The organism is Pseudomonas bohemica (genome assembly GCF_002934685.1).
Classification (GTDB): domain Bacteria; phylum Pseudomonadota; class Gammaproteobacteria; order Pseudomonadales; family Pseudomonadaceae; genus Aquipseudomonas; species Aquipseudomonas bohemica.
On record NZ_NKHL01000089.1, the window covers coordinates 1 to 20,300 of the forward strand.

The 20,300-nt window shown below is 60.8% G+C and carries 16 protein-coding genes and 2 pseudogenes; 8 read left to right on the forward strand and 10 right to left on the reverse strand.

The window, feature by feature from the left end; genetic code table 11:
- Positions 1–4,104, forward strand: a 4,104-nt coding sequence (locus CE491_RS05985; RefSeq protein ID WP_199885009.1) for a beta strand repeat-containing protein, incomplete at its 5' end; no start/stop codon positions are given.
- Positions 4,105–4,624: 520 nt separating this feature from the next.
- On the opposite strand, the gene CE491_RS05990 is transcribed toward CE491_RS05985, so the two are convergent.
- Positions 4,625–5,212 carry a UPF0149 family protein gene (locus tag CE491_RS05990; RefSeq protein ID WP_110947439.1) on the reverse strand — a complete coding sequence of 196 codons (588 nt, stop codon included), beginning with the start codon at positions 5,210–5,212 and terminating at the stop codon, positions 4,625–4,627.
- A 211-nt stretch (positions 5,213–5,423) separates the two neighbouring features.
- Here CE491_RS05990 and recQ point away from each other — a divergent pair, with 211 nt between their 5' ends.
- The 5 genes from recQ (at position 5,424) to CE491_RS06015 (ending at position 11,925) form a co-directional block, all read left to right on the forward strand.
- Positions 5,424–7,550, forward strand: coding sequence for a DNA helicase RecQ (gene recQ / locus CE491_RS05995; RefSeq protein WP_110947440.1), 2,127 nt, complete (start codon positions 5,424–5,426; stop codon positions 7,548–7,550).
- A gap of 302 nt (positions 7,551–7,852) precedes the next feature.
- Complete coding sequence (locus tag CE491_RS06000; protein WP_110947441.1) at positions 7,853–8,287, forward strand: MarR family transcriptional regulator; 435 nt, start codon at positions 7,853–7,855, stop codon at positions 8,285–8,287.
- Positions 8,288–8,424: 137 nt separating this feature from the next.
- Complete coding sequence (locus tag CE491_RS06005; protein ID WP_110947442.1) at positions 8,425–10,719, forward strand: FimV/HubP family polar landmark protein; 2,295 nt, start codon at positions 8,425–8,427, stop codon at positions 10,717–10,719.
- Between the two features lie 3 nt (positions 10,720–10,722).
- Positions 10,723–11,022, forward strand: a complete 300-nt coding sequence (locus tag CE491_RS06010) for a SelT/SelW/SelH family protein (protein ID WP_110947443.1) — start codon at positions 10,723–10,725, stop codon at positions 11,020–11,022.
- 3 nt (positions 11,023–11,025) lie between these two features.
- Positions 11,026–11,925: a bestrophin family protein gene (locus CE491_RS06015; protein WP_110947444.1), complete on the forward strand. Its 900-nt coding sequence runs from the start codon at positions 11,026–11,028 to the stop codon at positions 11,923–11,925.
- A gap of 220 nt (positions 11,926–12,145) precedes the next feature.
- On the opposite strand, the gene CE491_RS06020 is transcribed toward CE491_RS06015, so the two are convergent.
- Positions 12,146–12,457 carry a DUF962 domain-containing protein gene (locus CE491_RS06020; RefSeq protein WP_110947445.1) on the reverse strand — a complete coding sequence of 104 codons (312 nt, stop codon included), beginning with the start codon at positions 12,455–12,457 and terminating at the stop codon, positions 12,146–12,148.
- A gap of 133 nt (positions 12,458–12,590) precedes the next feature.
- Between CE491_RS06020 and CE491_RS06025 the strand changes: the two genes are divergently transcribed.
- A complete protein-coding gene (locus CE491_RS06025; protein ID WP_110947446.1) occupies positions 12,591–13,598 on the forward strand; it encodes an AraC family transcriptional regulator in 1,008 nt (335 codons plus the stop codon).
- Positions 13,599–13,697: 99 nt separating this feature from the next.
- Here CE491_RS06025 and CE491_RS06030 read toward each other — a convergent pair whose 3' ends face one another.
- Positions 13,698–15,152 carry a TrkH family potassium uptake protein gene (locus tag CE491_RS06030; RefSeq protein ID WP_110947447.1) on the reverse strand — a complete coding sequence of 485 codons (1,455 nt, stop codon included), beginning with the start codon at positions 15,150–15,152 and terminating at the stop codon, positions 13,698–13,700.
- Positions 15,153–15,326: 174 nt separating this feature from the next.
- Between CE491_RS06030 and CE491_RS06035 the strand changes: the two genes are divergently transcribed.
- The gene (locus CE491_RS06035) at positions 15,327–15,887 is read left to right on the forward strand and encodes a nitroreductase family protein (RefSeq protein ID WP_110947448.1); all 561 of its coding nucleotides are present in this window, start codon (positions 15,327–15,329) and stop codon (positions 15,885–15,887) included.
- A 114-nt stretch (positions 15,888–16,001) separates the two neighbouring features.
- Here the strand turns inward: CE491_RS06035 and CE491_RS31185 are convergent.
- The 7 genes and pseudogenes from CE491_RS31185 to CE491_RS06065 all read right to left on the reverse strand — a co-directional run.
- Positions 16,002–16,349 (reverse strand): annotated as a pseudogene (locus CE491_RS31185) (sensor histidine kinase); the annotation flags it as partial.
- 62 nt (positions 16,350–16,411) lie between these two features.
- Positions 16,412–17,330: pseudogene (locus tag CE491_RS06040) on the reverse strand (histidine kinase dimerization/phospho-acceptor domain-containing protein); the annotation flags it as partial.
- Between the two features lie 105 nt (positions 17,331–17,435).
- Complete coding sequence (locus CE491_RS06045) at positions 17,436–17,879, reverse strand: LTXXQ domain protein (protein WP_110947450.1); 444 nt, start codon at positions 17,877–17,879, stop codon at positions 17,436–17,438.
- A gap of 237 nt (positions 17,880–18,116) precedes the next feature.
- Complete coding sequence (locus tag CE491_RS06050; protein WP_110947451.1) at positions 18,117–18,794, reverse strand: response regulator transcription factor; 678 nt, start codon at positions 18,792–18,794, stop codon at positions 18,117–18,119.
- A gap of 7 nt (positions 18,795–18,801) precedes the next feature.
- Positions 18,802–19,221: a translation initiation factor 2 gene (locus CE491_RS06055; RefSeq protein WP_110947452.1), complete on the reverse strand. Its 420-nt coding sequence runs from the start codon at positions 19,219–19,221 to the stop codon at positions 18,802–18,804.
- A gap of 148 nt (positions 19,222–19,369) precedes the next feature.
- Entirely contained in the window at positions 19,370–19,669 is a 300-nt protein-coding gene (locus CE491_RS06060; protein ID WP_110947453.1) for a YciI family protein, read from the reverse strand.
- A 1-nt stretch (position 19,670) separates the two neighbouring features.
- Positions 19,671–20,279: a septation protein A gene (locus CE491_RS06065; protein ID WP_110947454.1), complete on the reverse strand. Its 609-nt coding sequence runs from the start codon at positions 20,277–20,279 to the stop codon at positions 19,671–19,673.
- Positions 20,280–20,300: the final 21 nt, after the last annotated feature.

Here is a 20,300-nt window from a genome sequence, read left to right on the forward strand (position 1 = left end):
GACGGCACTGTCAACAACGAACAGATCGCCGTGCATGCTGTGGACAACGATGGCGACACCGCCGACGGCAACATCAACGTCCACGTGACCGACGATGTCCCTCAGGCAACCGCGGACATTGGCTACGTGAAGGAAGGCGGCGAGACCAGCGGCAATATTCTCGCCAATGACCTGGCCGGGGCCGATGGCGCGGGGGCGGGCGGTCTGATCGTCGGCGTGCGGGCGGGCAGCGACACTTCCAGCCCGGTCTTCGGCGGCGTCGGCACTGTGATTCAAGGGCTGTACGGCACCTTGACCGTAGACGCGAGCGGTCAGGCGTCGTACATGGCCAACCCGAACTCCGGTGGCGATGGCGACGCGCAAGACATCTTCACCTACACCATCCGCGATGCCGATGGTGATACCAGCACCACCACGATCACCGTCAACGTGTTCCATAACGATGGCGTGGTCATCGGTGGCGGCGATTGCACGGTTGATGAGGCAAATTTGCCAGGGGGCTCTCATCCGAATCCCGATGCGTTGACTCAGACGGGAACGCTCAAAGTCACCGCGCAGGACGGCGTACAAACGCTCAGCGTCGGAGGGATCAATGTGATCGAGCACGGCGTACCGTTGTCTTCGCCGCAATCGACCACGCTGCCATCGGGCAACACGCTGACCGTCCTGCATTACGACCCGACCACGGGTGACCTGACGTACACCTACACGTTGAATCATTCGGAGAATCACGACCAGGGCGACGGCACTTCGCTCAACGATCAGATTCCTGTACACGCCGTGGACAATAACGGCGACGTGCGCGATGGCAGCGTGGTGGTCAAGATTCTCGATGACACACCTCAGGCGCACTGCGATATCGGCAACGTCGTGGCGGGCGGCGAAGTCAGCGGCAATCTACTGCTCAACGACAGCGCCGGTGCCGATGGCGCGGGCCCGAATGGGCTGATCATCGGCGTGCGTGCGGGGGGCGATACGTCGTCTCCGGTCACCGGTGGCCTCAATACCGTCGTTACCGGGCTTTATGGCACCCTGATCGTCGACAGCCAGGGCAACGCCACGTATCACAGTAATCCCGATCTGACGGGGCCGAATGGCGAGCAGGACGTGTTCACCTACACCATCCGCGATGCCGACGGCGACACCAGCACCACCACCGTCACGGTCAACGTGACGCCGCCTTGCCCGCCCGTGGCCTGCAACGACAACGACGTCACCGTTCAGGAAAGCGCGCTGGACACCCATAAGGACGGCCAGGATCTGGCGCCAGGCAAAGTCACCGGCAGCAACCCCGACTCCACCGCTGAAACTGGAACCGGAAGCGTCGCCAACTCGGTGCAGGGCGGCACCGGTGCGCTGACTTTCAGCCTCGACGGCGCGCACAACGGCACCGTGCAAGGCCAATACGGGGTGCTGCACCTCAATGTCGATGGCAGCTACACCTACACTCTGACCTCGGCGCCGAAAACCACCCCCGCCGCCGACGACGGGCCGAACGTCACCCACGAGACGTTCAACTACACCGTTACTGATTCGCTGGGCAAATCCTCGACGGCCCAGATCGTGGTCAATATCGTCGACGATCAGCCGCAGGCAGCCTGCATCGAAAAGACCGTGACCACGGACCCGGTCAATAGCAACCTGATGCTGATCGTCGATAACTCGGCGAGCATGAACGAGGCGTCGGGCGTCAACGGCCTCACTCGCCTGGGTTTGGAGAAACAAGCCATCGTCGAGCTGCTGAATAAATACGAAGCCTTGGGCGACGTGCGGGTGCAGCTGGTGACCTTCAACAGCCAGGCCAACATCGGCAGTAATGAATGGGTCGATGTCGCTACCGCCAAGGCCATGGTAAACGCGCTGACCGCAGGCAACGGTACCAACTACGACGCAGCCCTGGCCGCGGCGCAGCAGGCATTCGTCGAGAAGGGCGCCCTCGCCGATGGGCAGAACCTGGCGTACTTCTTCTCGGACGGCAACCCGACCACCTCACCACAGCACTCCGATCCGGGCCGCGTGCCGGACCCGGAGCGCGGCGATGGCATCGACGAAAGCGAAGAGGCGATTTGGACGGCTTTCCTCGACAGCCACCACATTAACGCTTACGCGATCGGCGTCGGCACCGAGGTCACCAGCACCTATCTGGACCCGGTCGCTCATAACGGCGCCACCGGTAGCGACAGCGATGCCGTGATCGTCACTGACCTCGGCCAATTGAACGCCGTGCTCAGTGGCACGGTACAGGGCGGGGTGCATGGCAGCCTGCTGGAAGGCGGCACCTTTGGCGCCGATCAGGGCTTCATCAAATCGATCAGCATCGACGGCACTACGTACACCTTCGACCCCAAAGCCAACAGCCATCAAGGCGGTGTGACCCCCAGCGGCGGCACTGATCACGGCAGTTTCGATTCCAGCAGCGACACCCTGACCGTGACCAGCGAGCATGGCACGCTGGTCATCAACATGGGCAGCGGCGACTACAGCTACACGCCAGCAACGGGCCTGACTCAATCGGTGACGGAAAACATTCACTACGTGCTCAGCGACTCCGACGGCGACCTGGCGTCCGCCGATCTGAACGTTCACGTGGTGGCCACGGCGCCCTCGACGCCGACACCTGTTTACGACGCGCCGGTGGCAGTGGCAGATAACGTCATCACCAACCTCAGCGGATCGAGCATCGTCATCCCCGGCGCGGCACTGGCGGCCAATGATGTGGCAGGCAATGGCGGGGCGCTGAGCGTTTCGCCGACAGCCTTCACCACTGGCTGGACCGCCAAAGGCGCCGACTTCAAGGCTAGCTCGCTGAAAACTCTCAACTTCAGTGGCACCTCCGACGATGACGCCAACCAGCTGAAAAACCTCAACCGCAGTGATTTCTACAGCAACACCGCGACCACGGCCTTGCTGGTGATCACCGGATACCTGGGCGCGACCAATGCGTCGCCGTCCAATGCTCAGGACCTATACAGCGTGCATCTGAAGGCCGGTGAAACCGTCACGGTCGATCACAACCTGACCAACGATGTATTGGGCATGAGCTGGAAGTTCGAGGATGGGGCCTACCACGGGATTGCCGAGGGCGGCTCGTTCACCGCGACCGAAGATGGGGTGTACCGGTTGATCGTGGTCAACCAGGCCGACCCGGATCTGCAAGGCAACTACGACCTGCATTTGACCATTGACACGGCGGCGGTCAACACCACGCCGGATGTCCACAGCACCTACACCGTCACCGACGCCCACGGGGGCAGCAGCACGGCGCCGGTGGACATCAGCCATCAGGATGGTCACACAGTATTGGGTACCTCTGGCGACGACGTGCTGGTCGGCGCTGCCAACAGCCAACTGCATGGGGGCGATGGTAACGATGTACTCGTTGCCGGGGCGGGTGACAACGAGCTGTTCGGCGACGATGGCAACGACACGCTCTTCAGCGGACCGGGTAACGACCTGCTCGACGGCGGCTCAGGCAACAACACTGCCGATTACTCGCTGGCAACGGCGGGGGTCACGGTGAGCACGGCTGAGACCGGGGCGCAGCATACCGGTGGGGCAGGGGTGGATACGCTGGTCAATATCCAGAACCTGATCGGCTCGAACTACGACGATCACCTGACCGGCGACCAAGGCAACAACTTGCTGAACGGTGGTCTGGGTAACGATGTTTTAAATGGCGGGGCGGGCGACGACATTCTGATAGGCGGGCCGGGGAACAATACGCTGACGGGTGGCCTTGGCAGTGACACGTTCCAGTATCAGGCGGGCAATACCGGGCACGATACGATCACGGATTTCAACTTCGGCGTGGATAAGCTCGACCTGTCGCAGTTGCTTCAGGGTGATCATGGGGATGCGAATTCGCTGGAGAACTTCCTGCATTTCAGCGTGAGTGGCACTGGTGCTTCGCTGGTGTCGTCCATCGATGTGAGCAGCGTGGCGGGTGGCGCCGCGACGCAGACCATTGATTTGGCAGGGGTTGATCTGGCCCAGCATTACGAGGTTTCGCCAGGAGCCGGTGGTGTGGTGGCGGGAGGGCTTGATACGGCGTCGATCATCAACGGGATGTTAGGGGATCATTCGTTGAAGGTGGATACGGTGTGAGTCTTTGATCGAGATTTGCGCAGGCTTGCGGTGTGCCTTGAACACCGCACCATTCTCAGCGGCTATCTGGGGCTGGCTCACGAGATCTCCGAGGATTGACGCGATCCCTGTAGGGAGACGTCCCAGGTTAAGACGGCAGCGAACGCGGCGTGTCAGGCAACTGATCCGCAGCTGACCCACCGCTTTCGCTGCCGTCGTAACCTTCGGCGTCCACCACAGGGATCAAGGTAGCCTGTCGCTTCTGCGTTCGGTCTTGATCTTGATCTTGCTGTTGCTTTTGCTCTTGCTCTTATAACGCGACAGCTCGGACGACATAGATCGCGGCTGGGTGCGGGCCAAACCAGGGGCAAGCACCCTTGGTTACTCCGGATTGGTCCGGCATTCCGGCTTTTCCAAGTAACTCGCTGAAGGCGAAACGCTTTTCTGCCATCAGGCAGAACCAAAAGCAGCGCCACCCGCAGGAGTGGGTGTACACACCATCCCTATGCTACCAAACCCATCTTGCGCCATAGGCGCCGACTCAGTGGTGGCGAGGTTTGAGGATCGCCGGTTTTTCATCCGGCGCATGCAGCAACAGATACAGCGCAGTCAGCGCCTCTGGGATCTGCACGATCATGTCGTCCATCAGATTGGCATCGGCTGCGATGTCGGCGAACTCAGCCTGCTCGTCGAACAGACCCGAACCGACCATGATCGGCAGCAGCATCTCGCTGACTTCTTCCTCGTCGTTCTCGAACCAGGCCGATTCACGCAGGAACACACCCTCCATGAAACCGATGCACCAGCCGCGCAATTCCGAATCATCAGGGTCATCGCCCAGATCCAGATCGCAGGGCAGCTCGAATTCTTCATCCGACGCTAACTGACGAGCGATGTGTTCCTTGAGCTTGATCAGCGTGGCTTCGATTTCTTCATGCTGGGCCTGATCGGCATAGTGCGGCGGTTCGGCGAACAGGGCGTCGATCCATTCGCGGTCAGGCACCGTTTCGGCACAGATCGAAAGCGCGGTCAGGTAGCCGTGGGCGGCTACATAGTCCAGCGCTTCGTCATGCAGCTCATCGGCATCGAGGAAGGCTTGCAGGCGGTGTAATTGCTCAGCGAAGGACATGGACGGACTACCTTGGAAATAAACGATGCTGAATTCTAGGCCCTGAGGGCTCCGCGCGCCAGCGGCGAGGCTTATAGAATAGGCATTGCGTTAAATTTCGACCGCTGGTGTCACCGCTGTCCAATCGTTCGAAGCGCTCCGGTATACTGCCGCGCTTTGCGATTTAGACAGCGAATTTTCACCCGCTGCAGCGGCACCATTCGGGGTACTTATGCTCGACCAGGCTCAACGCGTACTTAAAGACATCTTCGGCTACGACAGCTTCCGTGGTCGCCAGGGTGCCATTATCGAGCGCGTGGCCAGTGGTGGTGATGCTCTGGTACTGATGCCCACCGGCGGCGGCAAATCCCTGTGTTTCCAGGTGCCCGGCCTGTTGCGCGATGGCCTGGCAGTGGTGGTCTCGCCGTTGATCGCCTTGATGGACGATCAGGTTGCCACCCTTGAAGAGCTCGGTGTTTCCGCCGCCGCGCTGAACTCCACGTTGAGCGCCGAACAGCAGCGCGATCTGGCCAACCGCATCCGCCAGGGCGAAGTGAAGATGCTGTACCTGGCGCCGGAACGCCTGGTTCAGCCGCGTATGCTGGCTTTTTTGCAAAACCTGAAGATCGCCCTGTTCGCCATCGACGAGGCCCACTGCGTGTCGCAATGGGGCCATGACTTTCGACCGGAATACCTGCAACTGGGGCAACTCGCCGAGCTGTTCCCCGCCGTGCCACGCATCGCCCTGACCGCTACCGCCGACAAGCGCACCCGCGAAGAAATCGTCACCCGTCTGCATCTGCAGAACGCCGAGCGTTTTCTGTCGAGCTTCGACCGGCCGAACATCTTCTACCGCATCGTGCCCAAGGAGCAGCCGCGCAAACAGTTGCTGGCGTTTCTCTCCGAGCGCCGCAGCGATGCCGGCATTGTTTATTGCCTTTCGCGCAAGAAGGTCGAAGAAACCGCCGCGTTTCTCAGCGACAACGGCTACCCGGCATTGCCGTATCACGCAGGCCTACCCATCGAGACGCGCTCCGAGAATCAGCGCCGCTTCCTTAATGAAGAAGGTCTGATCATGGTCGCGACCATCGCCTTCGGCATGGGCATCGATAAACCGAACGTGCGTTTCGTTGCGCACATGGATCTGCCCAAATCCCTGGAAGCCTACTATCAGGAAACCGGTCGGGCAGGGCGTGACGGTCTGCCGGCCGATGCCTGGATGGCCTACGGTCTGCAGGATGTGTTGATGCTCAAGCAGATGCTGCAGAACTCCGAAGGCGATGAGCGTCACAAGCGCGTTGAGCATCACAAGCTCGATGCCATGCTGGCGCTGTGTGAAGAAACCCGCTGTCGGCGTCAGTCGCTGCTGGCCTATTTCGACGAACACATGTCCAACCCCTGTGGCCATTGCGACAACTGCGTCGATGGCGTGCAGACCTGGGATGCCACCGAGCCGGCGCGGCAAGCGTTGTCGGCGATCTACCGCACCGGTCAGCGTTATGGCGTCGGGCATCTGGTGGACGTCTTGCTGGGCAAGGAAAACGACAAGGTGCAGAGCTTCGGTCACCAGAAACTGGCGGTGTTCGGCGTCGGCAAGGGGCGCAGTGAAGGCGATTGGCGCTCTCTGTTCCGCCAATTGGTCGCCCGCGGCCTGGCCGACATCGACCTTGAAGGCTATGGCGGCCTGCGCCTGAGCGACACCTGCCGCCCGTTGTTGCGCGGTGAAGTCACCCTGGAATTGCGCCGTGACCTCAAACCACAGACCACCCCGAAAGCCTCGGGCAGCCCGGCCAGCCAACTGGTACGCGGCGAAGAGCGCGAACAGTGGGAAGCCCTGCGCGCGCTGCGGCGCAAGCTGGCCGAAGAGCACGGTGTGCCGCCGTACGTCATCTTCCCGGATTCGACCCTGTTGGAAATGCTGCGCAGCCAGCCCGGGACCATGGCCGAAATGGGCCGGGTCAGCGGCGTCGGCGCGCGTAAGCTGGAGCGTTACGGCGAGGCGTTTCTGGAAGTGCTCGGCGGTGCGGCGCCTGCGCCACGGGTGGTTACCGATCTGCGCCACGAGCTGATCAGCCTGGCCCGCGCCGGCATGACGCCGATGCAGATCGCCGGACAGTTGCAGTGCTCGGAAAAGAACGTCTACACGATGCTGGCCGAGGCCATCGGCAAGCAGCAATTGTCGCTGGACCAGGCGTTGGATCTGCCGGAAGACCTGCTCAGCGAGATTCAGGACGCCTTCCTCGACGGCGAGGGCGAACTGCCGCCGGTGGCCGCTATCGCCGAGACGTTCACCGGCCGCGTGCCCGAAGGTGTGCTGTATTGCGTGCGCGCGGCGCTGCAGTCCGAGTTCGAGGTCTAGCCCAAACCCCTGCCTCGCTCCGGTCCCTGTGGGAGTGAGCTTGCTCACGAATCGGCCAGTACATCTGCACCGGATGTGTGGCCTGTAAGTCAGCCTTCGTGAGCAAGCTGACCCCACTACACTGCAATCTTGCGGTTGCAAATTCTCCAAGGCGTGAAGGGCGTTTCCCATGCCAATCCTGCCGCATTTCGGTCTGCTGCGTGCCTGTGCGACGAAACGCCACATCTCGCTACTTGCCTCGCCAGTATCTCCATGATTAGCTGCCTATTAATTAGGAACAGCCTTTAACCATCGAGTTACCTATGCCGTTAACTGAAGAACACCGCTTTGGCATGCAGCTGGCCAACCTGTCCCGGGGCTGGCGTGCCGAGCTTGACCGTCGTCTGGCCGATCTCGGGTTGTCCCAGGCCCGCTGGTTGGTCCTGCTGCATCTGGCGCGCTTCAAGGAGCCGCCAACCCAACGTGAGTTGGCGCAAAGCGTCGGTGTCGAAGGCCCGACCCTGGCCCGTTTGCTCGACAGCCTGGAGAATCAGGGTCTGGTGCGGCGCCAGGCTGTACTGGAAGATCGTCGTGCGAAGAAGATCCTCCTGGGTGACACCGCCCGGCCGCTGATCGAGAAAATCGAGACCATCGCCAACGCGCTGCGCCACGAGCTGTTCGCGGGCATCGATGATGAAGATCTGCGCGTATGCCTGCACGTCCACTCGAAAATTCTGGCCAATCTGGAAAAATCCTGACGATATGGCTCAATGCCTGCGACAAATACATTGAACCTGCCGAAACATCCTGTTCTATTTGCACCCATACTGATTTTGCCCGGACATGGTGTCCGCACAACGAAATTTGCAGGGAAGCCTGCCTCATAAGGGTTCGCATGCTGAAGAGTTTTCAGGCCGGTAGTCGGCGCGAGAGTCACGGATCTTTTCGCGTTCAGTCGGGTCTTCGCGCAGGATTGCTGACGTTGGCGATCGCCTCGGCGTCCATGCTGCACAGCTCCATGGCGGCGGCGCTGGGCCTTGGTGACATCACGTTGCATTCGGCGCTGGGCCAGCCTTTCAACGCTGACATCGAATTGATCGAAGCAGGCGGTTTGAGCCCTGAAGAGATCGTGGTTACGCTGGCTTCTGCTGAAGCCTTCGCCAAAGCGGGCGTCGAGCGGGTGTTCTTCCTTAATGACCTGCGTTTCACTCCCGTAATTCGCGGCAGTCGGGCCGTGGTGCATATCGAATCGCACAAGGCGGTCACCGAGCCGTACATGGACTTCGTGGTGCGTCTTTCACGACCCAACGGCGATCAGCTGCACGAATACACGGTCTTGCTCGACCCGCCCAATTCCCCGGCCGGCCTGGCTGCGACCCGCAGCCGTGCGCAATCTCCCGCGACCGAGAACAGAGCCCATCAGTCCCGGCTTCCGGTGGCGCCACCCAGGGCGGTGCAGGGCAAGCACTATACCGTCGTCTCCGGCGACACCCTGGCGGGCATCGCGCGCCGGATTCAGGCCCCTGGCAGCAAGACCTCCAGCGCTGAACTGATTAGCGGCATTCAGGCGCTCAACCCGCAGGCTTTTCCCAACGGTGAACGCAGCCAGCTGAAGGTCGGCCAAAGCCTGTTGTTGCCAGACAACGCCGTCGAGCCCAAGGCCGCTTCGCCAGCCTCTGCTACTCCTGCGCCGAGTGCTCCTGCATCGGCGCCCGGGCCTGTAACCCCGGTGGCGCCGCCTGGCAATGGTGAGCAACTGATTGCCACGGCGATGGAAAACCAGCAACTGACCAAGACCGTCGATGACTTGAAAGGGCAGGTCAGGCAGATCACCGAGGACGACGCGGCCAAGAACAACCAGATCATCGAATTGCAGACGCAACTGGCGGAAATGAAGGCGTTGGCCTCCAGCCCGGCGCCCGTGCCTGCGCCGGTCCAGAAAACCGAGCCTGCGGTGGCACCTGTGGCGCCAACACCTGCGCCAGCACCCGCTGCACCTGTTCAAGATGATGACCTGCCGTGGACGACGATTGTGGCTGGGCTGTTGGTGCTGGTCCTGCTGCTGGCGTTGGCCTGGTCGGTGCGGCGTAACCGGATCAAGAATCAGTTGGCGCTAGAGCCTGAGCCTGAGCCTGACGAGCCGATCATCAAACCGGCACAGGCGACGGTGACCCCGGTATTCGAGGTTCCGGCGGTCACGCCACTCCCGGCCGCCACCGCTACGCCGAGCGCCAGCGCTGCGGCGCCTGCCGGCCAACGTCTGGCGGGTGCGGCGACGGACGCCCTGGACGGTGCCAGCATCTATATCGCCTATGGCCGATTTGCCGAAGCGCAGGCGATCCTGCGTGAGGCGCTGGATCGCCAACCGCAACGTACCGACGTGCGCATGCGCATCCTCGAACTGCTCGGCGAACAGGGCGATGTCGCCGGGTTCGACGAGGAAGAAAAAGTGTTGTTGAACCAGGGCATCGAGCCGCAGAAATTGCAGGAAATTCGCGCGCGTTATCCGAAGCTCAAACTGGCACATGCGCCGGTGGCTCCTGTACCTGCCGAGGCTCTTTCGGCAATCGCGCCAGCGGTCGTGACCGGCGCTGCCGTGGTCGGGGCTGCAGCAGCTGAAACAGCGCTCGCCAGTGAACAGACAGCTGCCCAGCTCGATGAAAATACCGCCGCGTCGCTGAACCCCGATCCGGCCGACGACTTCCAGCTCAACCTCGATGACCTGTCCATGGACGCCGATTGGGATCTGGTCGACCCCTTCGAGAGCACCCCGGCGCCTCGCAAGCCTGCGCCAGACGCCGAGCCAGAACTGGACCCCACTTTTGCTTCGGACCTGACGCAGCTGCCGGAAGTCTTCGAAATGCCCGAAGAGCAGTTCCTCAGCGACTTCGCCGAGGATGAAGAGGTGCCAGAGGTCGAGGTGCAGTTCGAGCCGGAGCCTGAGTCCGTTGCGCAGAGCAACAGCGATCTGATGGACGATGCCTTCCTCGACAGCTTCATGACCGACGACACCGAATTCGATCTGATGGACCTCGAGGAAGAAGCGCCCTTGAGCAAGATCAACGAAGCGCAGGTGTTGATCGACGAAGGCAATATCGACGAGGCGCGACGTCTGCTTCAGGAAGTGATCGACGAGTCCGATGACGGCCCGCAGCAGACCGCTCGCGACTTGCTGGCAGGGCTGGGCTGATCCATGAATGCCAAGGCGCAAATCACCATCACCTATTGCACGCAGTGCCAATGGTTGCTGCGTGCCGCCTGGCTGGCCCAGGAACTGCTCAGCACCTTCGGCGACGATCTGGGCAAGGTGTCGCTGGTGCCCGGAACTGGTGGCGTGTTCCGCATTACCTGTGATGACGTGCAGATATGGGAACGCAAGGCCGATGGCGGTTTTCCCGAAGCCAAGGTGCTGAAACAGCGGGTCCGCGACCGGATCGATCCCGAGCGCGATCTCGGGCATAACGATCGCGGTGCCAGTCCGGGCGTGGACTGAGTCATGATCGTTCGACCTCATCCCAATCTGCTTAATGTCCTGCTCGCACTGAAGGGCTCGATTGCCCGGCGTATCGCGTTGCGCGCGGTGATGGTGACGTTGCTGGCGGCGTTCATCGTGCTGATCGAGAGCCTGCACCCGGATTACTTCGCCAAGGTCAGCGCTACGCCTTTCACCTTGCTGGGTTTATCCCTGTCGATCTTCATGAGCTTTCGCAACAACGCCTGTTACGACCGCTGGTATGAAGCCCGCAAGGCCTGGGGCGATGTGATCACTGAAACCCGGTCGATCATTCGCGAAACTCAGGTGATCAAGGACGAGGCGGTACGTAGCAGCATCCTGCGCGATCTGTGCGGCTTTGCCCACGCGCTGAATGCCACCCTGCGCCGCCAGGATGTGCAAAACGCCGCGCAGCCCTGGGTGAGTCATTTGCCGCCTGCCGAGAGCGCCAATTTTTGCGACAGGGTCCTGCGCGAAATAGGTCGGCAGTGCTCGCAGGCCACTGAAAACGAGCAGATCAACGAGTGGCGCTACATGCTGTTGGCCAATCATCTGAGTGCGCTGAGCCGGGTCGTGACCACCTGCGACCGCATCAAGCACACCCCGTTGCCGTTCCCGTATACCTTGCTGTTGCATCGCACGATTTACTTGTTCTGCATTCTTCTGCCCTTCGCCATGGCCGAACCGCTGGGCTGGATGACGCCGTTGTTCATGGCCATTGTCAGCTACACCTTCTTCGGCCTGGATGCCATCGGCAACGAACTGGAAGACCCCTTCGGCTACGACGAAAACGACCTGCCGCTGGATGCGCTGGTGCGGGTCGTCGAGCGCGATGTGCTCGATGCGCTGGGCGTGCAGCCACTGCCGCCGCTGCTGGAGCCGGTGGAGTTTGTGCTGACCTGAAACTGCAATGCTCGTGATGCTGGCCGGATCGACGTCGCCACCCGCTAGCATCGCTACTGGCCTTTCTTGGCGACTCGGCCTAAACAACTCAAATTCTACCCGGCCTGCTGTACCAGTATGCCTTGCCGGCGGTGTCATCCAATCACCGCCTTCGGCAGCGGTGATCCCGCGGAACAACGCGTTCGAGAATCACACCATAAGCCAAATTGATGAGCGGGTATCAGAACTGCACTTTGCCGGTCAGCATGTCCCGGTACATCACGAAATCGCCCAGCAGGCTGTAGAACGGATGCTTGAATGTGGCCGGTCGATTCTTCTCGAAGAAGAAATGCCCAACCCAAGCGAACGTATAGCCTGCCAGCGGCAGAACCCACAGCAGCAGCCAGTTGGCGCTCAATACAGCGGTCGCCATGATCAGCAGCACCAGCGTGGTGCCAATGAAGTGCAGACGACGACACGTGCTGTCCCGGTGCTCTTGCAGGTAATAGGGATAGAAGTCGGCAAAACCTTCGAACGTCCTGACGTTAGCCACAGCGGTCTTCTCTTGTAGGTTTAATGCCCCTGAGTCTAGCCGAGCACCCCCGGCAGGCAGTGACAATGGGTGCCAACGTAGTATCCTTCGGCTATCAGTCGCAGGGGGTGACTGGCGCAAACCAGAAGTAGCCATGGAAAAAACCACTTCTTCAAGCTGGGCGATGGGGATCGTCAAATCCCTTGAAATGGATGGCCTGGACTGCCGGGCATTGTTCAAGGAATTAGGCCTGGTGTATGCCGATCTGGAGAACCCTGACGCACGCTTCCCGCAGGACTCGATGACCCGGCTCTGGACCCGTGCAGTGGAGTTGTCCGGCAACCCGGCGGTCGGGTTGAACATGGCTCGGGTGGTGCGCCCGGCGTCTTTCAGCGTGGCAGGCTACGCCTTGATGTCCAGCCGCACACTGAAAGAGGGCCTGGAACGACTGGTACGTTATCAGCGCATCATTGCCGACAGTGCCGATCTGAGCTTCCAACTCCTCCCTGAGGGCTATGCGCTGATTCTGACAGTGCATGGCGATCTTTTACCGCCGACGCGGCAGAGCGCCGAGGCCTCTCTAGCATTCGCACTGGCCTTCTGCGGCTGGCTGACCGGACGTCCGCTGCATCCGCGTCAGGTGCTGATCCAGGGCGATCAGCCGAAGAACGTCGAGCCCTACAAAAAGTTTTTCCACGCGCCGCTGACGTTCAACGCCTCTCACGACGGGCTGGTGTTCGAACGCGCCGACATGGAAGCGCCGCTGCCCACGGCGGACGAGGCGATGGCCAAGCTGCATGACCGTTTTGCCGGAGAGTTTCTCGCGCGCTTCAACAGCAATCGGGTGACTCATCAGGCTCGACAGGTGCTGTGCCGGTTGCTGCCGCAAGGCGAACCCAAGCGCGAAGCCGTGGCCCAGAGCCTGCACCTGTCGCAGCGCACCTTGCAGCGTCGGTTGCAGGAAGAGGGCACCAGCTTTCAGACCCTGCTCGACGACACCCGGCGCGAGCTGGCCGAACAGTACCTGGCGCAGCCGCAGATGACCTTGCTGGAAATCGCGTACCTGTTGGGTTTTGCCGATCCGAGCAATTTCTTTCGAGCCTTTCGACGCTGGTTCGACGAGACGCCGGGTGAGTATCGGTTGCGCAAGGGGCTGGAATAACGCCGATATTCCTGCAACGCGGTTTGCCGGTGGTAGCGATTTCGAAAACGCCACCGCCGGCGAGCCGGACTGCTACAGGGTTCACCGTTCGTCGGTGTATCAATGCCGCCAAAACGCCGGAATGCACAGCACCAGCACTGTGATGATTTCCAGCCGCCCCAACAGCATCCCCACCGAAAGAATCCACTTCGCGGCATCTGGCAAGCTCGAGAAATTGCCCGCCGGGCCGATAGTTTCACCCAGTCCCGGACCGACACCTGACACCGTACTCGCAGCGCCGGTCAGCGCGGTCATCCAGTCCAGCCCCAACAACGAAAGCAGCAACGCGATCAGGCAGATCGTGAACGTGAAAAAGAACGAAAAGGTCAGAATAGAGCGCACGATCTCTTCATCCAGACGATGGCCGTTGTACTTCTGCTTGATCACCGCCCGAGGGTGAATCAGCTGATTGAGGTTGGCCTTGAGCAGGATGTAGGCCACCTGAAACCGGAACACTTTGACCCCGCCCGCCGTTGAGCCGGAGCAGCCACCGATGAAGCCCAGATAAAAGAAAAACATCAGGGCGAAATTGCCCCAAAGGCTGTAGTCGCCCAAGGCAAAGCCGGTGGTGGTGATCACCGAGGTGACGTTCAGCGCCACATGTCGCAACGCGTCGTACCACGGCAGATTGGTCGTCGCCCAGTACCAGACCGTCATCACCAGCCAGGTCACCAGCAGCAGGCCGATGAAACCCTGCACCTGCTGATCCTTGATCAGCGCCTGACGATGGCCGCGCAGGGTGGCGACATAAAGCGTAAACGGCAGACTGCCGAGAATCATCATCACGATTGCCACCCAGTGCACCGCCGGTTGCGGCCACTTGGCGAGGGACTGATCGGAGGTGGAAAAGCCGCCGGTGGAGATCGCCGACATCGCGTGGTTGATCGCATCGAACAGGCTCATGCCGGCCCACCAGAACGCGACGCTGCCCAGCACCGTGAAGCCGACGTACACCAGCACGATGAACTTGGCGACCATGTGCGAGCGCGGCATGACCTTTTCCGAGCGGTCCGATGATTCGGTCTGAAACAGGCGCATCCCGCCGATACGCAGCAGCGGCAGGATCGCCACCGCCATACCGATGAAGCCGATGCCACCGAGCCAGTGCAGCAGGGAGCGCCAGATGAGGATACCCGGCGACATCTTGTCCAGCCCACTGAGCACCGTGGAGCCGGTGGCGGTGATGCCGGACATGCTCTCGAAGAACGAGTCGGTGTAGCTGATGTGCTGGGTCAGCAGGAAGGGCAGCGCAGAGAACACACAGACCACGACCCAACTGCTGACGGTCAGCAGGTACATGTCCCGTGGCCGCAGATGTACATGTTCCGGACGGCCCCGACCTACCAGCGCCAGGCCCGCGATGAAGGTAATCATGCTCGACCAGAGAAATGATGGCATGTCGCCGGTGCGGTCGAAGATCAGCAGCGTGGCCATGGGCACGACCATGGCGATGGCCAGGGTGATGAGGAAGATGCCGATAATGAAACCGATGATGCGGAGAGTCGGCAACGCCATGCAGTCGCTCTGATCAGGTAGTGGAAAGCCGCTCATTCTACCCGTGGGTAAAGGCAAGTAAACCGAAGCCCTTTCCGGTTGTCGTGTAAGTAATTGCCCTTGTCGCTCGTTATTGAAGTTCAAGAAGACGTTTGGGGCACTACAATGGCCCATCAATTTTCAGGAGACCTTTCCATGGAAGCGCTTGATGTACTGCTCAATCGCGTGTCCGTCCCTCGACTGATCGAACCGGCACCGGATGCCGCCCAGCGTGAAATTCTCTTCGGCGCGGCCTTGCGTGCGCCCGATCATGGCGCCTTGCGGCCCTATCGTTTTCTCACCGTCGAAGGCGAGGCGCGTAACAGGATGGGCGAGCTGCTGGCGCAGGCGTTGATCGAAAGCGGCGGCGGGGCGGATGAGAAGGCGTTGGAGAAAGCGCGTTTGGGCCCGTTGCGTGCGCCGCTGGTGGTAGTGGTCATCGCGAAGCTGACGGATCACTTCAAGGTGCCGAAGAAAGAACAGCTCATCACCGCAGGTTGCGCGGCTCATGGCGTGCTGTTGGCGGCCTATGCGTTGGGCGTTGGCGCGGTATGGCGCACGGGTGAACTGTCCTGTTCGACCCACGTCGCCCAGGGATTGGGCCTGGCGGCCGATGAACAGGTGATCGCCTTCCTGTACCTTGGCACGCCACAGAATCCACCGCGTGTGGCTGCGAAGCCGGATGTCCCGGATTTTGTCAGTGAGTGGCGCGGGTAAGGGTGATTTGACTGCAGGAGCGCGCTTGCCCGCGATATTGCAGTGCGTCTGTCAACATAGGTGCGACTGATATAACGCAATCGCGGGCAAGCGCGCTTTTACAGGGGTTAGGCGTCAGGCACTGGTTTCGCGTGGCACAACGATGCTGGCGATGAACCCGCCCCGTGGGTGATTTTCCAACAGCAGATGCCCGCCGTGCTTCTCGGCAGCGCGCTTGGCGATGGCCAGGCCCAGGCCATAACCCGGCGCGGTCTGATTCGGCGCGCGGTAGAAGGGTTCACCCAACTGCGCAAGATGCTCCGCGCTCACGCCCGGACCATGATCGCGCACACTGACGAACAGGTCGCCGCCTTCACGGCGCGCACTGAGTTCGATTGGCTGGCCCGGCGGATTGAAGCGCAGAGCATTACGCAGCAGGTTATCCAGCGCACGCTCCAGCACATTCGGCCAGCCTTGCAGTTGAACCCCCGGTTGCGACTCGACCTCGATGGTCTGCTCGGTGCCGCCCATCTCGGTTTCGGCCTTGAGGTGATGCAACAGCCCCGGCAAGTCAATCGGCGTCGCGCTGCCCATGTCGGCGTCCAGCCGTGCCAGGGCCAGAATTTCACTGATCAATTCTTCCAGCCGGTCGCACTCGCGCGTCAGGCGCGGCCAGAGTTTTTCCCGCTCCGCAGGCCCGGCGCGCTCGGCCAGCGCCAGCGCGATACGCAGCCGCGCCAGGGGTGAACGCAGTTCGTGGGAGACATCGCGCAACAGCTGGCGCTGGCTGCCAATCAAACTCTGCAGGCGCGCGCCCATGCGGTTGAAGTCGTTGGCCAGCACGCCGAATTCGTCGCGACGATTGGCCAGTTGCGCCAGGCTGTTCTGTTGATAGGTGGTCTGGCCAAGGTCGTGTACCGCGCCACGCAGACGGCTTAAGGGGCGGGTGATCGACAGGGTCACCAGCAGGCTGAACAAGGTCAGGACCACCAGCGCGATACCCAGTGCGCTAAATGGCCAGAGCAGGCTTTCCCGGTGCCACGCATCCAGTTCCGGATGGGGAATGCGATAGATCAGCAGATAGGTTTCGCTGGTTTTCGGGCTGGTGTATTCAGCAGTCAGGCGTCGCCATGGTAATGGTCGAGTGTCGTCCTGCTGACGCTCCTCGAACGCTGCAGCGCGAGGTGGAAAGGTGCCTGGAACGATCGCTTCACCGCTATCGTTCAGGACCTGAACATCAATATGGTATTTGCGCTTGAGATCCTGCAGAAACTCCTGCGCCGGCCCTTCGCCCTGATTCTCATAAAGCTGCGTCCACTTCTGCGGCAGGTTGTGCAGGCCGGGATGGCGACTGAGGATCCAGGCGTCCTGATTGAGCATGTGCCCAAGCAGAATCGACAGACCTGCCACCAACGCGATCGCGAGCCAGAAGCTCGCCAGAATTCGCCAGAACAATGAACGCACGTGAAGCCCTCAATCCGACCCTTGAATCAGGCCTTAAACATAAAATCCCGACACGCCGCAAAGAGCGTGTCGGGTTGGGGAGTGTAACGTCGCGTCAGTCGCCGGTTATTGGGCTTTCTGCGCTTTTTGCGCTTTCCAGGCTTCGAACTCGGCACGGTCGGCGCGACGTTGTGCCTGGTCTTTCTGGATCTGGTCGAACGTTTTCTGCTGATCAGGGGTGAGCATCGCACGGATGTCGGCCTGGGTCTTCGCGTGCTTGGCGGCCAGTTCATCCTGCATGGCCTTCTGATCGGCTGGCGACAGTTTGGCCAGGTACTTATGGGTGATCTCGGAACGATCGCGCCATTGATCGCCTATCAGTTTGCCGACCTGCTGGTGTTGTTCCGGGGTCAGGTTCAGCTTGTCGAACGGGCCTTTGCGGTGGTGCATGCCAGGACCGTCGAAGCCTGGACCGCCAGGGCCACCCAGGTGGCCATCGTCTGTCGGAGAAGCCATTGCCACGGCAGGAAGGGCGGCAGCGAACATCAAAGCGATCAGAGTCTTGCGCATGGTGTATCTCCTTGTCTCGAATCCGGCTCTGTGCCGGTTGTGGCCAGTTTAGGGAGATCAAGGTCAAGCGAGGTCAGGCGTGGGTAAAGCTTGGGTAAAGAGGGTTTGTCATGGGGCTGACAGATGCAGGAAATTCGACGGGCTCGAAGCTCTTGAGCGCGCGCTTGCATCTGTCTGACAAGGCTCAATCGCCTGACACACCACAATCGCCGGCAAGCGCGCTCCTGCAGTCGTATGTCAAACCGCGTAGTAATAACCGCGACTGCGCAACGCCACGATCCGCGGCCGGCCATCGGCATGGGGCCCGATCTTCTTGCGCAGGTTGCTGACGTGCATGTCCAGGCTGCGATCGTAGAGCGTCAGTTTGCGACCCAGTGCCAGTTGCGCCAATTCCTGCTTGTCCAGCGGCTCACCGGGTTGACCCAACAGGGCTTCGAGCAGACGCGCTTCGGAAACGGTCAGGGTGAATTCCTGGTCGTCGATGGTGACCACGCCTCGGGCCGGGCTGAAACACAAGTCACCCAGTTCGATCTGGCTGGACACCGCCGTCGGATGGCTGCGACGCAACACGGCGCGCAAACGGGCGGTCAGTTCGCGGGGATCGCACGGTTTGGCCAGGTAATCGTCGGCACCCAGCTCCAGACCGAGGATGCGATCCAGCGGCTCGCCGCGGGCCGAGAGCATCAGCACGGGCAAGTCGGGGTGGTCGGTGCGCAGTTGCTTGAGCAGTTCCAGACCGCTGCCGTCGGGCAGCATCACATCCAGCACCACGGCGGCAGGGGCAGCTTGGGCAAGCGCCTTGCGAGCGCTCTGGCCGTCATGACAGGCCTGCACCACGAAACCTTCCTGACTCAACCAACTGCTCAGGAGCTCACACAGCTCCTGGTCATCATCAATAAGTAACAGCTCGCTCATGAGTCACTCAATTTAGCCATTGCCGACGCTGTCTACGCCAGCCGCTGGCAAAAATACCGCACAGCAGGGCGACCATTGCAACGCCGCCCCCTGTGACGAACCATTGTTGTTGCTCGGTCAGTACGCGCGCAGGCATGACCGACTGCGCTTCTTTGAGCTGCAGTTTAAGCCTTTGGTTCTCCTGACGCAGGCGTCCCACCAGAATACTTTCGCGTTCAGTGTCGGCATTGTGCTGTTGGCGGGTCAACTCTTCCCGTTGTTTTTCACTGTCGGCCAGACGCTGACGCAGGTCGGTCAACTGGCTGGCGGTGCTGGGCAATGGCAAGGCATGGCTGACGATATCGCTGGTTTCGTCAGCTCGAACTTCGACACTGATCGCCGAAACGGCCAGCGTGACCGCCAGTAGACACCACGGACGTGGACGCATCTGAACTCCTGATTGACTTGCGGCACCAGACCAGCGCGCCGGTTTTATTGGGCGTTTGGCAGGATATCGGCACAGGAATGCGAATAATGAGCAGTCAGCGCTGCCGAGGTGGATCCGGTCTCGCAAAGGGACCGGATCAGGGGAGATCTTAAGGCAGGACTTGCTTGAAAGGCTTGACCACGACCTTATCGTAGACGCCGGCCTTGATATACGGATCGGCATCCGCCCAGGCCTGTGCGGCACTCAGGGAGGGGAATTCGGCGACGACCAGGCTGCCGGTGAAACCTGCGGCGCCTGGGTCATTACTGTCGATAGCGGGCAGAGGTCCTGCCAGCACGACACGTCCTTCGTTTTTCAACGCGGTCAGGCGCTCCAGATGCGCAGGGCGCGCTTCGAGGCGTTTTTCCAGTGAGTTGGCGACGTCCGTTGCTACGATTGCGTAGAGCATTTCAGTCCTCGGGCTTTTTTGTTGAAGGCTGGGTCGATGCGTCGGCATCGTGAAGGTGACGGGCCAGGAAGATGCCTTGGCCGATCAGGAAAATCAGGGTCATGCCCAGGCTGCCGAAGACTTTGAAGTCGACCCAGAATTCCTGGTATGTGAATGCGACATACAGATTGGCGGCGCCGCAGAACAGAAAGAACACGATCCAGGCGATGTTCAGTTTGGTCCAGATTGCCTGCGGCAGGGTCAGCGCGTGGCCCATGATGCGCTGGATCAGCAGTCGATCACCGATGAAGTGACTGCCAGCGAACACCAGCGCGAATACCCAGTTGACCACCGGCGCTTTCCATTTGAGGAAGGTTTCGCTGTGGAAGGCCAACGTCAGGCTGCCGAACACCAGGCAGCCAGCAAGTGTCAGCCACTGGCTTTTCTCCAGTTTGCCCTGCTGTATATAAAGGATGCCGTAGACCACGATGGAGCTGGCGATCAACACCGCGGTGGCGCTGAAAATCCCGCCTACCATGAAGCTGTGGCCCAGGATATCGACGGCTTGGGGGCTGATTTTGTAAACGAGGAAAAACAGGATGAGCGGGATGAAGTCGATGAATTGTTTCACAGTAAGAGCCAGAAGCTGGAT